The 14995-nt window shown below is 43.8% G+C and carries 6 protein-coding genes; all 6 read left to right on the forward strand.

Annotated elements, in window-relative coordinates; translation table 11 throughout:
* Nucleotides 1-71: 71 nt before the first annotated feature.
* Entirely contained in the window at nt 72-1691 is a 1620-nt protein-coding gene (locus QQK89_RS16255; protein ID WP_284239677.1) for an ABC transporter substrate-binding protein, read from the forward strand.
* A gap of 136 nt (nt 1692-1827) precedes the next feature.
* Nucleotides 1828-3315, forward strand: coding sequence for a glycoside hydrolase family 32 protein (locus tag QQK89_RS16260; RefSeq protein WP_434481699.1), 1488 nt, complete (start codon nt 1828-1830; stop codon nt 3313-3315).
* 13 nt (nt 3316-3328) lie between these two features.
* Nucleotides 3329-4204, forward strand: a complete 876-nt coding sequence (locus QQK89_RS16265) for an ROK family protein (protein WP_284239679.1) — start codon at nt 3329-3331, stop codon at nt 4202-4204.
* Between the two features lie 109 nt (nt 4205-4313).
* Complete coding sequence (locus tag QQK89_RS16270) at nt 4314-10493, forward strand: S-layer homology domain-containing protein (protein ID WP_284239680.1); 6180 nt, start codon at nt 4314-4316, stop codon at nt 10491-10493.
* A gap of 132 nt (nt 10494-10625) precedes the next feature.
* Complete coding sequence (locus tag QQK89_RS16275; RefSeq protein ID WP_284239690.1) at nt 10626-11504, forward strand: phosphotransferase; 879 nt, start codon at nt 10626-10628, stop codon at nt 11502-11504.
* Nucleotides 11505-11757: 253 nt separating this feature from the next.
* Nucleotides 11758-14995: GH32 C-terminal domain-containing protein (locus tag QQK89_RS16280; protein ID WP_284239681.1), on the forward strand; the 3238-nt coding region annotated here is incomplete at its 3' end.

Here is a 14995-nt window from a genome sequence, read left to right on the forward strand (position 1 = left end):
TGTAAGAATAACTTTGGCGAGCGAATTCTAAGGGCGGTTGTTTTAAAAAAGAAAAAACGGGAGGAATTGAAATGAAAAGAAGGTATGCTTCAACCTTATTTCTGTTAGTTTCTGCAAGCCTGGTATTTACAGCATGTGGCAAGTCTTCAAATGATCCGGAATCATCTTCGTCCAAAAATGGCAATGCAACCACAGTGAGTGATATTAACTTGACAGGGTATCCAATTGTGCAGGATAAAGTTTCACTCAAATTTGTATCTCCTAAAAATCCGTTAGCCCCAAGCTTCGGAGACATGACGTTTTTCAAAAACCTTGAGACGCAATCCAATGTTCATATTGATTGGAATAATATTGCGAGCGACGGCTACCAAGAAAAGAAGAATCTGCTCCTCGCTACGGATGATCTTCCAGATGCATTCTATAATGCACAGTTCTCTGACTACGACTTAATTAAATATGGCAGCGAAGGAACCATAATTCCTCTGGAAAATTTGATTGAGAAGTACATGCCTAACTTGAAGAAGTTGTTCGAGACTCGCCCTGATTTGAAAGCTGTGGTAACGGCACCTGACGGGCATATTTACTCCTTGCCATATGCTGAAGAAATGAACCTGATCGGCATGCCTAATCAGATGTTTATTAATAAGAAATGGTTGGATCAGTTAGGTCTCCCGGTACCAACTACGCTGCAAGAGTATCATGATGCTTTAAAGGCGTTCAAAGACAACAATGTAAACGGAAAGGGAACAGTAATCCCTCTCTCTTGGTGGTTCCAAGGCTGGTGCGGGAATGAAGGAGACCTGCTGGGCATGTTTGGAGCGCCAGACGTGACGACGGAAGATCACCGTATTGTAAAAGACGGGAAGGTTCAATATTCGCTGGCACTTCCAGAATATAAGGAAGCTATTGCGTACTACCATGAATGGTATGAAGAAGGATTGATCGATCCGGAGATCGCTAGTATGGATGCCGAGAAGTTGAAAGCCAAAGGTAAAACCGCTGACGAGACGCTTGGTTCTTTCATATGGTGGGAAGGTCCAGAAGTTGTTGGTGAAGATCGAATGAAAGATTACGTTTTGATGCCACCTCTCAAAAACAACGAAGGCGAAGTCGTCATCGGCAAAACGAACTATTCGGAGTATTCCCGCGATTCTTTCGTTATTACAAAAGCGAACAAGCAACCGGAAATTACTGCGCGTTGGGCTGATCAGTTGTATGATCCAAAAACGGCTATTCAAGCACATTGGGGACCGATTGGAGAAGTATACAAGGAAGAGAACGGTAAACTAGTAAACCTGCCGGTTCCAGCTGGCACGACAGCTGGTGAATACCGCATTAAAGTGGCACCAGGCGGACCGACTGTAATTACGAACGATGAATTTGGTACACTCGTCGATATGGAGCCGCGTGCTAAGCAACGGCTGGACGAACTGAAACAGTATTACTTCCCGTATCAAGTGAAAGAAAATTATCCTTTCGTATTCTTCTCCGCAGAAGATCTGGACAAGATCAACCAAATTGAGACACAACTCAAAGAGTATACAAAGCAAATGAAAGCAAAATGGCTCATGGATGGCGGCGTTGATAAAGAATGGGATGGTTACTTGAAGAAACTTGATCAAATCGGATTGCAAGAACTGCTCCAAATTTATCAAAAGGGCTATGACGATTTCAAGAAAAACAATACTTAAAGCAAGCCGGATAAAAACCTGCAAATAACGCACAGAACAAACCGGAGCAATGCGCTGTTGTTCCGGTTTGTTGTTCCTGCAAGATAAGGCTTTTGCTTTCTAATGGAAGGATGAACACGAATTGACAACTCAAATCATGGATCAAAGATACCGACCGCAATTTCACTTTACACCAGAGGCAAATTGGATGAATGACCCCAATGGGATGGTTTTCTTTGAAGGTGAGTATCATCTCTTTTATCAATATCATCCGAATGGGACCACCTGGGGACCGATGCACTGGGGACACGCAATCAGTTCGAATCTTGTACATTGGGAGCACATGCCGATCGCAATGAAGCCAGATCATAACGGTTTTATCTTCTCCGGAAGCATTGTTGTAGATTGGAAAGACAGCAGCGGTCTCTTCGGTGGCCAACCGGGTCTCGTTGCCCTTTTCACTCAAGCAGACCAGTATCCGGACTCTGATCGTCCAAGACAGAGGCAAAGTTTGGCGTACAGTTCGGATAAAGGAAGAAGCTGGACGATGTACGAGAACAACCCTGTATTAGTGAACGAGGAGTATACTGACTTCCGCGATCCAAAAGTATTTTGGTATGAGCAGAAGCAGCATTGGGTAATGGTTCTGGCTGCCGGAGATCGTGTTCAATTTTATGCTTCTTATGACTTAAAGACTTGGACGTTTGCAAGTGAATTTGGTATGCAGGAAGGTTCTCATGAAGGTGTCTGGGAATGCCCAGATCTGATCGAGTTGCCAATTGAGGGTACAGAAGGTGAGAGCAAGTGGGTGCTTATTCTCAGCATCGGAGATCATCCTGATTATACCGAGGGCTCCAGAACCCAGTATTTCATTGGGGAGTTCGATGGTACAAGCTTTAAAAATGAAAACAATTCCGACAGTATCCTATGGCTTGATCACGGCCGTGATAATTATGCCGGTGTCACATGGTCAGATGTTCAACGACCAGATCGAGCGAAGCTGTTTATTGGATGGATGAGCAATTGGAAATATGCCAATTTGACGCCGACACAGGAATGGCGAAGTGCCATGACGCTTCCGAGAGAGTTACGGCTGCGCCACACACCTTCCGGTATTCAAATTGTGCAGTTACCTATTCCGGCACTCCAGTTATTGAGAGAACAGGGTAAGAGTCTACATTGGGAAGATATTAACATTCGTCCTGGAGGTAATTTGCTGGCAGGACTCAATGGCGAAAGATACGAGCTGATTTGTGAAATTGAAGTAGATCATGTAGAGGAAGTCGGATTTAATCTTCGGTCATCGGATACCGAAAAGACAGTAGTCGGTTATCGTGGAGCTGAGAAAAGATTATTTGTTAATCGTTGCGAATCAGGTGAAAGTGGATTTCATAATCAATTTGCATGCAGGCATGATGTTCAGCTCGAACCTATTGAAGGTCGTATTCGTCTTCACTTATTCATCGATCATTCTTCCGTTGAGATTTTTGCTAATGATGGAGAGCTGGTCATTACTGATCAGATATTCCCGGATCCTTCAAGTGTAGGGTTGGAGCTGTATACCTGCGGCGGTGAAGCAACCATTCATCGACTGGACTTTCATCCGCTCCAATCGATCTATTCGTATGAGCCGGTATTTGGTTAGGAGGTGAAATGATATGTTACTGGGGGCTATTGAAGGCGGAGGAACTAAATTTGTTTGTGGAATAGGTACTATTGATGGTGAAATCATAGAACGAATATCCATTCCAACCACAACACCTGAAGTGACTATGGATCAGGCCATGTCCTTCTTTTCTAACAAAGGCATCGTGGCAATAGGAGTGGGTACTTTCGGGCCTATCGATATAAACCCTTTAAGTCCTGCTTTTGGTTCGGTCACGAGTACACCAAAACCATACTGGAGCGGATATCGAATTCTGGATCATATTAAGCAAAGAATGGATATTCCAGTTGGATTCGATACCGATGTGAATGCGGCTGCCTTAGGCGAATCTGTATGGGGGGCGGCAGCTGGACTTCGTAACTGTTTATATATGACGGTTGGAACGGGGATTGGTGTGGGCGCGATCGTTGAAGGGAATCTGGTGCACGGATTGATGCACCCAGAGATGGGGCATATCGTCGTGAATCGTCATCCGATGGACAGTTATGCTGGAAACTGTCCCTATCATGGCGATTGTCTAGAAGGAATGGCTTCTGGACCAGCGGTAGAGAAGAGATGGAATACTAAAGCCATGCTATTGGGAGATTCTCATACTGCCTGGGAGTTGGAGAGCTTCTACATTGGTCAAGCATTAGCAAACTACATTCTCGTTCTTTCGCCAGAGATAATCATCTTAGGTGGCGGCATTATGAACCAAAAGCATTTGTTCCCGCTGATAAGAGAACAAGTGAAAAAGCGTTTAAACGGTTATGTAGATCATCCTGTTTTTGCTTCCGATTTAGAAACCTATATTGTTCCGCCTTCTCTTGGAGGTAGTGCAGGTTTGTGTGGTGCATTAGCTTTAGCAAAGAAAGCATTAATGAAATAAGCAGTAGTTAGTTCTCTCCAACTATACATTGACAAGAGTCCGTATAGATGGGGAGAATTTAATCCGTCAAAATGTAAGCGCTATTATGAGGGAAAATGGGGGTAGACTCGTGTTAAAAAGGAAAACTCGTTCAAAGCTTTTCCACTTCTTAATATCTTCCTTAATTTTATCGACAAGTCTTGGTAGCGGTGTTGGCAACGTCTATGCTGAAGAAATCACACCTGCGGATACTAGCGATACGGTATCGACTTCTTCGGTTTATGCAAATACCATTGAGAATCCCGGTTTTGAAACCGGAGATATGACGGGCTGGACTATTATCGAGGGAACCGCATTCGGGTCAGGCAGTGTATCTAATGAAACAATGTACTGGGCTGAAAACATTCCATATCAACAAGAAGGAATATACCACTTAAATGGATGGAAGGCTGAAGAAGCAGCAACGGGAAGGGTAAGATCTTCAACCTTCACCTTGGATGGTTCTGGATGGATTACGTTTATGCTTGGCGGAGGCAGACATACAGACCAGGAGTATATTGAAATCCATAATGCAGACACAGGTGAAGTGATTGCTCGTTACGGAAATACGGAATGGAATGCCGACAACTTTCCAAATGTAGACCTTGGCTTGCGTTTAGCTAACCTGGTTGAGTATAAAGCAGATTTAAGCTCTTATATTGGTCAAAATTTGTATATCGATATCGTGGATAACGGAACTACCGATTGGGGACTACTGTTTGCTGATTCTTTCAATACTTACTATGAAACAAAACCAAATGAGGGCGTTAGAGCCGATAATTTGTACGACTCGAGTGTGAAGGAAATTGAAAACCCTGGATTCGAAACTGGGGATATGAGCGGGTGGACCGTTGTTGAGGGAGAAGCTTTCGGTCCAGACAGTGTATCTAATGAAACGACCTACTGGGATGAGCAGATCCCCTATAACCAGGAAGGTCAATATCATCTGAATGGTTGGAAGTATTCGGAGGATAAGACGGGGAAACTGCGATCTACTACATTTAAATTAAGTGGAAGCGGATGGATTTCCTTTAAATTAGGCGGGGGTAAGGATACTGATTTGGTACATATCGATGTATATGATGCTAATACCAGTGAGCTTGTAGCACGTTATGGAAACACCGAATTTGCTGATATTAATTTCCCTAATGTTGACAAGGGCCTTCGACTGGCTAATATGGTGCAGTATAAAGCCGATTTGCGATCGTACCTAGGTGAGAATCTATATTTTGAGATCGTTGATGAAGCAACAGCTGACTGGGGTGTGATTTTTGCCGACGATTTTAAGACCTACCTTACGAGTACACTGACTGATGGTGTTTTGGCCAAAAATCTGTATACGCCTGTTCGATATGAGTTACGCAATCCTGGCTTCGAGTCGGGTAGCTTATTAGGTTGGACGGTTGTTTCTGGCGACGCATTTGGACCGAGCAGTGTCTCGAGTGATGCGACATGGTGGGCCGAAAACATCCCATTTAATCAAGAAGGCAACTACCATCTTGACGGTTGGATGTATGATGAGCAGAAAACAGGAGTCCTGCGTTCATCTACATTCACTTTGGGCGGCTCAGGCTGGATGACGTTTAAGCTTGGAGGAGGTAAAAACACTGATCTTGTACACGTTGACGTATACAATGCGGATACAGATGAGTTGATCGCTAGGTACGGAAATACGGAATTTCAGGATGTCAATTTCCCGGATATTGAGCAAGGTATGCGGCTTGCCAATATGGTTCAATACAAAGCAGATTTGTCTAAGCACCTTGATGAGAATCTGTATCTTGAAATTGTTGATAATGCCACTTCGGATTGGGGTATGATTTTTGCTGATGCTTTCTTTACCTACCATGAATCTGTTCCGACAGAAGGCGTATTAGCAACAAACTTAAACTCATCCACACCAGATTTCATTGAAAATCCAGGCTTCGAGACTGGTGACTTAAGTGGCTGGATGGTGAAAGGAGATGCCTTTAATGGTGCAGTGACAAATGAGGCTACTTATAGTGACGATTTAAAGCCATTCGGTCAAGAAGGTACCTATCATGTATCCGGTTATGGCAGAGCCGACGAGCAGACCGGTACCTTAACATCCAATCCCTTCAGGTTGAGCGGAAATGGTTTTATCCATTTTCTTTTAGGCGGCGGAGCCAATAAAAACCAACTTTACGTGGCTCTAGTACGTGCTTCAGATAATTCTGTACTGATGAAAGCGACAGGAAATCAGTCGGAAGCGTACACCCAAATTAATTGGGATGCAACGCCGTATCTTGGCCAGGAGTTATATATTCAAGTTGTGGATCAAGACCCTACTGGACATATCAATGTTGATGATTTTCAGGTGAAAGGATCAGGATTAATCGGCTACTGGTCCTTTAATGAAGGAAAAGGTACAACCGCTAGTGATACGGTTCGTAATCAGAAGGATGCGGTTAATTATGTATTTAATGATGCCAAATATAAACCGAACAGCGAACCTTTATGGAGAGACAGCATAGTCGGTAAGGGATTGCTTTTCGATGGATATTCTACTTGGGTCAACAGACCTGTAAATGAAATCGCTAAACCTGCGGATGAAATCACCATAGAATCTTGGGTTGCACCAAGGTCTTATGAGTGGGGTGACCAAGGAAAACTTTCTGCCATTGTAAATCAATATGACAGTGATAACCGCACCGGTTACATCTTAGGAATGGGCCGTCATGGAGAGTGGTCATTCCAGGTGGGTATTAATGGGAAATGGGTGGAGGTATGGGCAACTGATGATAAACCTCTTAAAAAATCCGAGTGGTCTCATGTCGCTGCTACCTACAGTAGAACTGATGGGAAGTTAAAGCTGTACTTGAATGGTGAAGTGGTGGGTACAGCAACCTCTGAGAAGAAGTTGCCTATTTCTCCAGCATACAAAGATTTTATGATCGGTAAAAATAACTCAGGCGTTTTGATTAACGGGGTTTTCACTGCCAATATGTTTAACGGCATGATTGACGAAGTGAAAGTGTATAATCGTTCCCTCTCTCAAGGAGAAATCCAAAGTGACTATCAAACCGTGTCATCCCGTTATGAAGGAGGTATTCTTCCAAAGCCTTCTTTGGATTTTGATCGCACGGATTACGATGGGGACCGTTACCGGCCACAGTATCACCTGATTGCGCCAGGGCATTGGATGAACGAACCACACGCTCCACTATACTTTGATGGAAAGTATCATATCTTCTATCAATTTGATCCTCAAGGTCCTTATTGGCATCAAATTCATTGGGGACATGCAGTGAGTGACGATATGGTGCACTGGAAAGACATGCCGGTTGCCCTTGCTCCGGATGCTAACTCAGAGACACCTGACGGGGTTTGGTCTGGCAGTGCTGTTGTCGACGACAATGGTAATCCCGCGTTATTCTTTACTGCTGGGGATGATAAAGCTACCCCAAATCAGGCAACAGGACTTGCGAGAAGCACCTTTAAGGATGACGGTGATGTCAACCTGAAGAATTGGGTTTATAACGGATCACCAGTAACTACCCAAGCGTCTAATTTGCAAGCGGAGGAAGGCGAAGTATGGTACGGTAATTTCCGTGACCCATACGTATGGAAGGACGGCGATACCTGGTACCAATTGGTTGGCTCAGGAATCAAAAACGTAGGTGGTACTGCATTACTGTATACATCGGATGATATGATTCACTGGACTTATCAACATCCGTTCTTTGTAGGTGATTATGAGAAATACCATCAAACTGGGCAAGTATGGGAGCTTCCTGTATTGCTTCCACTGGGCAAAGATAGCAAAGGAACAATGAAATATGCCTTCTTCATAAATCCGTGGTTCGACCACTACGACGCAGATAATGTGAAGTACGTCTTTCATTGGATTGGTACTTGGGATAAAGAGAATAACAAATTCATCCCCGATCACGAGGACCCTCGCTTATTTGATTTTGGTGAACACTTTACAGGGCCTAGCGGGATGGTGGATGGACAAGGACGTTCGATATTATTCAGCATCACGCAAGACCGTCGTACAGAACAGCAGCATTATGATGCAGGTTGGGCACATAACGGAGGATTGCCACTTGTGTTATCCTTACGCAACGACGATACGCTTGGTGTAGAGCCAATTCCCGAATTGCAATCGCTACGAGGTCAAAAGTTGGTAGATCTTACTCAGACTACTGTTGGAGCGGCTAATGCTAAGCTGAATAAAGTGCAGGGTGATACGTTAGAGGTTGTACTGGAAGCTAAGATTAACAACGCGAAAAAGCTAGGTCTGTCACTTCGGAAGACCGCTGATGGCAGTGAGGAGACCAAGCTCTTCTACGATTCAGAAAAACAACTTCTAAGCTTGGATAGATGGAAATCTTCTCTGGATCCTGATGTACAGAAAGGCATACAATCTGGAAACATGGAGCTCGATGGGGATCTATTGAAACTGCATGTATATCTTGATCGTTCGATGCTTGAGGCCTATGCCAACGGTAAGAATAGTATAACGTCCCGAATTTATCCAACACGTGGTGATGCGCTCGGCCTTGAATTATGGAGCGAAGGTGGGGCAGTTTCCATTCAGAAATTACAGGTTTGGGAAATGGACTCCGCTTATGGTAGCTCGGTGCTAGCTAGTTGGCCGACTCCTCAAACTCAAACCGCGCCAGTTGGCGAGCTGCCAAATGCCGATTTTGAAAAAGGTGACTTGTCTGGTTGGACGGTAGAGGGCAAATCATTTTCGAATCAGGAAGTTGTAAAGGTTAACGATTGGGGATGGGGCGGACCATTTAATCAGGCTTGGGTTGCAAAAGACCCTGATCGATATCATTTGTGGGGATTTACGCCGGAACTTGGGGATTCTGCAACAGGATCACTGAAATCTCAAGCGTTTAAATTAGGAGGAGATGGTAAAATCAGCTTCCTAGTTGGCGGCGGAATGGATATCGACAAGCTTTATGTTGCACTTGTTCGAGCATCCGATAATCAGATTCTGATGAAAGCAACAGGAAATAACAACGAAGCCTATAGTCGTGTAACTTGGGACGCATCTGCATATAAAGGAGAGCGCCTATATATTCAGGTCGTTGACCAAGGGACAGGTGGCTTTGGACATATCAACTTTGACAATCTGAGTGTTCCAGTGGCGTTGAATGCTACTAGCAATCCAGGCGCTGGAGAGACAGCGAGCAATCCGAAACCGATTGTTATAACGCTCCCGGAGGCCAATCTTGATGGTAAAATCTTGGTCAAGATCGACAATGATATGAAGCAAGTGCTTCTCCCTGCAAACGCAGCCGTAGACAAAAAGAATGTAATTGAGCTGTCAAATGATAATGTGACTGTCCATATTCCGGGTAGTTTAATACTTAAACTGCAGAATCTCCTCTCGGTGGATCAACTTAAGGATGCGGTAATTTCCTTAAAAATGGATCCTATATCTGTAGCAGATCACAAAGAGCTGTTGAAGAAAGCGGAAGCCAAAGCAAATGTGGATCTGACTATCGCTGGTGGGATTTTCGAATTTTCGCTATCGATCATAGACAATACTGGAATAGAGAAAAAATTATCTCAATTTGACGAGAGCATTTCGATTGGACTCCATGTATTAGATCAATCTATGAAAGAATTGAACGGCATTTATTATATTGCGAGTGATGGTTCCTTGGAGTATGTTGGCGGAGAGTTGGTCGATAACAAACTGTTTGCGCAAATTAGTCACTTCAGCACATATGCAGTTCTTAGCTATGATAAGTCTTTCACAGATGTGAGCGATTCATTTTGGGCGGCTGGAGTTATTAAGAAAATGGCTGCCAAGCACATTATTGAAGGTGTTAATCAAACTCACTTTGCACCGAACAAGTCTGTGACGCGAGCGGAATTCACAACCTTGATCGTGCGCGCACTTGGTCTTAAAGCACAAGGAGTGACGACCTTCAAAGACGTGGCGCAAAAAAGTTGGTATAACAGTGAGGTGGCGGCAGCTACAGAGGCGGGGATAGTGAACGGTCTTTCTGAGACTGTATTTGCACCGGATGCAACCATTACTCGGGAAGAAATGGCCGTTATGCTCATACGTGCTTATGAGTACCTTAAAGGTACGAAGGTAGAGCTTGTCAATCTAAAAGACTTTGCTGACGAAGGAACAGTTAGCAGTTGGGCACAGGAGGCAGTAAGAAAGGCGCAAGCATTGGAACTTATAAAAGGACGTGGCAACAATCTATTCGTGCCGAAAGATGTAGTTACCAGGGCGGAGAGTGCACAGGTTATTGCTAACTTGACAGTCCAGTAAGGCAGTTACATGTAAGGCATCGAAAATCATTACTTTCAAAGCTAAGAAAGCTGGATGGCAAGCTGCAGATGCAGTTTGCCATCTAAGAAAGTAATGAAAATATGATTCGAGGTGGGATGATTTACCTTGAAGATGGAAGTTGAGGATATTATACGTAATATACCAGAATTAGCAAGTGAGTTTTTGTCTTTTGAAAATCTTGACGGTGGCTTATGTAATAAAACTTTTAAGATATTAACCAAACAGAAAGCCTATGTCCTCCGGATCAACAGCAAACAAAATGAATATTTAAATCTGACCCGTCATTCTGAAATAGAAGTAATGAAGAAGGCACATTGTGATGGATTTTCTCCTAAAGTAATTGCTAGTGATTTTCCTGAGCAATTTGTGATTACAGAGTTTATCGAAGGGCGAATGTTAGAGAAAGAGGACCTGGCAGACGAGAATATTAAGTCAATGATTATGCACCGCCTCAAACTCATACATGAAATGGAGGGTCAGGACAGAAAATGCACACCATATGACTTGATTCATGGCTATTTGAAGGGTGCAGATTCGTTTCAAGTTAAGCGCCCAGATGGTGTAAACAGAATATTGGACCGGGTAGAAAAGATCGCATATCAACGGAGCAATGATAAAGAATATAACAACAAATTCTGTCACAATGACTCTTTCCTCTGCAATATGATTTATACAGGTGACAAGCTACAGATCATAGATTGGGAGTTGTCGGGAATTGGAGATATATTTTTTGAATTGACACTCATTCCGTTTACAAACCAGTTCAGTGAAGCAGAAGAGCGTGAGTGGTTGAAGCTGTATTTCGGGCATTTCGAAGAAGATACCTTCCGCATTTTTCAGAGTATGAAATACGTTTCCATGGTCAGGGAGGTTGCGTGGGGATTGTTTTACAGTGGTCTTACGAAAGAAGACAAACATAAAGAGTTTGATTACTACAAATTTGCCGAATATTGCATTGAACGAATTGAGAATGGGATTTATCAATTATAAAGCTCCGCTACGCCATACAGAGAAGATCGATTTATACTAGCTCGAGAGCAAAAAACCTACTTTTTCAATATGTTTAATTAGTTATTATGTGCTATAGAGAACCTAATATAACGTAACATCGAGGTTATTAAATGTCTGAAAGGAGGTGATTGATATAGACACTAGTTTGCATTGGTAGTCTGGGAGAAAGGGAATCTTGTATGGATTTGAGTAAACGATTACAAGTTTTAACGATGAATAAGGAGGAAACGAAGTGTTCAATCGTAAAAAATGGATGAAAATCATGCTCACTGTACCTTTAGTTCTCATTTTATGTCCGGTGTATAACCATACCCAAGCGGCTACCACTAAAATTGCAGAATGGAGGTTTGATGAAGGAAGCGGAACAGCAACGAAGGAAACGGTGGGAAATACGAACGATTCCGTACATTATGTTTTTAATAATGCTATATATAAACCCTCTAGTACCCCGGAATGGAGAGCGGATGGTATCACCAATAGTGCATTATTATTTGATGGCTACTCAACATGGGTTACACACGCGCCGATTGCTACGCCATCTACGGCTATGACCATTGAGACCTGGGTCGCTCCTCGAGCCTATGAATGGGGAGATAGTGGCGTTCTTTCTGCAATTGTGAATCAGCAGGATAAATCCGCTAAACAAGGATTTTCGTTAGGTGTATTTCGCGGAGGCACCTGGTCGTTTCAAATTGGCTCCAATGGAAATTGGTATGAGGTGTGGGCATACGAGCCTCTTCCTAAATACGAATGGTCACATCTAGTTGCGACTGTGGACGGAACACAAGGGACGATGAAGTTGTACTTGAATGGACAGCAAGTCGCTTCGCGAGCGATTCCTGTTAACTCCACAATTACCCCTTCAACGAATAACTTACTGATTGGGAAGAGTAACCAGAGCACACAACTAGGTGTGTTTCCTTTGAATATGTTTAACGGACTAATTGACGAAGTGAAGATTAGCAGCGGCTCTGTCAGTGATGCAGAGGTGCAAAGTACGTATCAGAATTATTTAACGCAGCTTGGTGGCAACATCCCTACTCCTAATTTATCGTTTGATCGCAGCACGTTGGAAGGGGATAAATACCGTCCTACTTACCATGCTATTGCTCCAGCCCATTGGATGAACGAGCCTCATGCCCCGCTTTATTACAACGGGCAATATCATCTCTTTTACCAAAACAATCAGCAGGGTCCCTATTGGCACAATATGCATTGGGGACATTGGGTAAGCGATGACATGGTACATTGGCGTGATCTTCCGCCGGCCGTCTCACCAGAGTTGTTCCAGGTAGACCCGGATGGCGACTGGACGGGAAGCGCGATAGTTGACGATGCAGGAAACCCAACTCTATTCTTTACGGCAGGGAATGATTCCAAACCCTATATCAACAGTAATCAAAATGTCGGTGTGGCCCGTAGTACCGTTAAGCAAGATGGAGACAATGACCTAAAAAAATGGATTAAAGAATCTAAGCTTGCTGTTACCCAACAGTCTGGTCAAGGCAAGTTTGGTGAATTTAGGGACCCATACGTGTTCAAAGATGGATCGACATGGTTCATGCTGGTAGGTACTGGAATTGAGGGTCAAGGAGGGACAGCAGCTGTTTATTCCACGACAGATCCTAACTTGATGAATTGGACTTACCGGGGGCCATTGTATCAATCAAATTCTGCTACGTATCCTCAATTAGGAACGGTATGGGAACTACCAGTATTGTTACCCTTAGGCAATGGCAAGCATCTGCTTGCGATTAGTCCGGTCGGATCGGGTGCTGACGTCGAAGTTTATTACTGGATCGGCACCTGGAACAGCAGTACAACTAAGTTCACACCAGATCAGCAGTCACCACAACTAATGGATTTCGGTGATTTTAAATTTACCGGTCCTAGCGCATTTGTAGATCCAGTTACAGGTCGAAATATCATGTTCACCATCGCACAGGGTGAACGCTCCTCTCAAGAAGATTCAGATGCAGGTTGGGCACATAATGCCGGTCTGCCAGTGGAATTGAATCTCCGGACAGACGGTAAACTTGGGATCAAGCCGATTAGCGAGTTAGAGTCTTTACGAGGACAGCAGCTGGTGAATATCACCACCGATACATCTTTTGCAACAGCGAATACTGCTCTCTCGGCTGTATCTGGCGATACGCTTGAAATTGAAATGGAACTAGCAAGAGGATCGGCAGATCAAGTGGGTATCAAGGTACGCCGATCTCCAAATGGGGAAGAAGAGACTCTGCTTTACTATAAAAACAGCACGGATGAATACGGAGTAGATCGGACTAAAACAGTTGCGGGTACGAACAAAGGCATTCAAAAGGGTATCGTCGATTTAGGAACCGAAAATGTGAAGCTGCACATTTATCTGGACAAATCCATGGTTGAGTCCTATTTGAATGGTTTGAAATCCATCACCACACGGACTTATTCGAGCCGTGACGACGCTAAAGGCTTGCAATTATGGGCTGATTCGAATACAAGCTCCATTGTCGTAAAGTCGTTAAAGGTCTGGAAAATGAATTCCGCTTATGTGCAGACTCCGGCTAGTGGAGTAACACTGACACCTGGTAGCCTGGAAGTAACGGTAGGTGGGAAGAAAACGTTATATGCTACTGTAACTCCTTCAAACGCGACAAACAAAGATGTGACATGGACTTCAAGCAATCCTAACGTTGTAACGGTTGTGAACGGTGTAGTGACAGGTAAGGGAGTAGGAACTGCTACCATTACAGCCAAAACGCGGGATGGTGCGAAGACAGCTACTAGCTCAATTACAGTTATCGCTCCTTCATCAACCGTAAATATTATAAATGGTGGATTTGAAATGGGTAATCTAAACGGTTGGATTATTGAAAGTGGCACTGCATTTTCAGATGCGGCAGTTTCGAATCAATCGGTCTTCTGGGATACACAACCATTCAACAACAAAGGTACGTATCATCTATTGGGTAATCAGAACGGAGAAACTGCAACTGGTGTTCTTAAGTCGCAAAACTTTACATTAGGCGGTAATGGGCAAGTCAGCTTCCTAGTTGGTGGTGGATCCGATATAGATAAGTTATATGTAGCCTTTATACGAGCTTCCGATGGCAAAGAATTGTTCAGATCAACGGGTCCCGGAACCTACTGGAATTGGCAGGGAAACAAAGGCGAAACAGAAAGCTACACGAAAAGATATTGGGATGCTACTGCATATATTGGAACTTCCATGTACATTAAAGTTGTTGATGATCGTTCAGATGCTTGGGGGCATATCAACCTGGATGACTTCCTCGTTCCCGTACAAGGTAGCATGACTGACATACAATCACCGACCGCACCAGCTAATTTGCAATCACCGTCCAAGACATCGAATTCTGTCACACTGAGTTGGGGAGCATCCACCGATAATGTTGGAGTTACCGGGTATACCATTTTCCGAAACGGGGCCCAAGTAGGTACTAGCACAACAATCGGTTATACAG

Origin of the sequence: Paenibacillus glycanilyticus (genome assembly GCF_030161375.1) — a bacterium.
In the GTDB taxonomy this organism is placed as follows: Bacteria; Bacillota; Bacilli; order Paenibacillales; family Paenibacillaceae; genus Pristimantibacillus; species Pristimantibacillus glycanilyticus_B.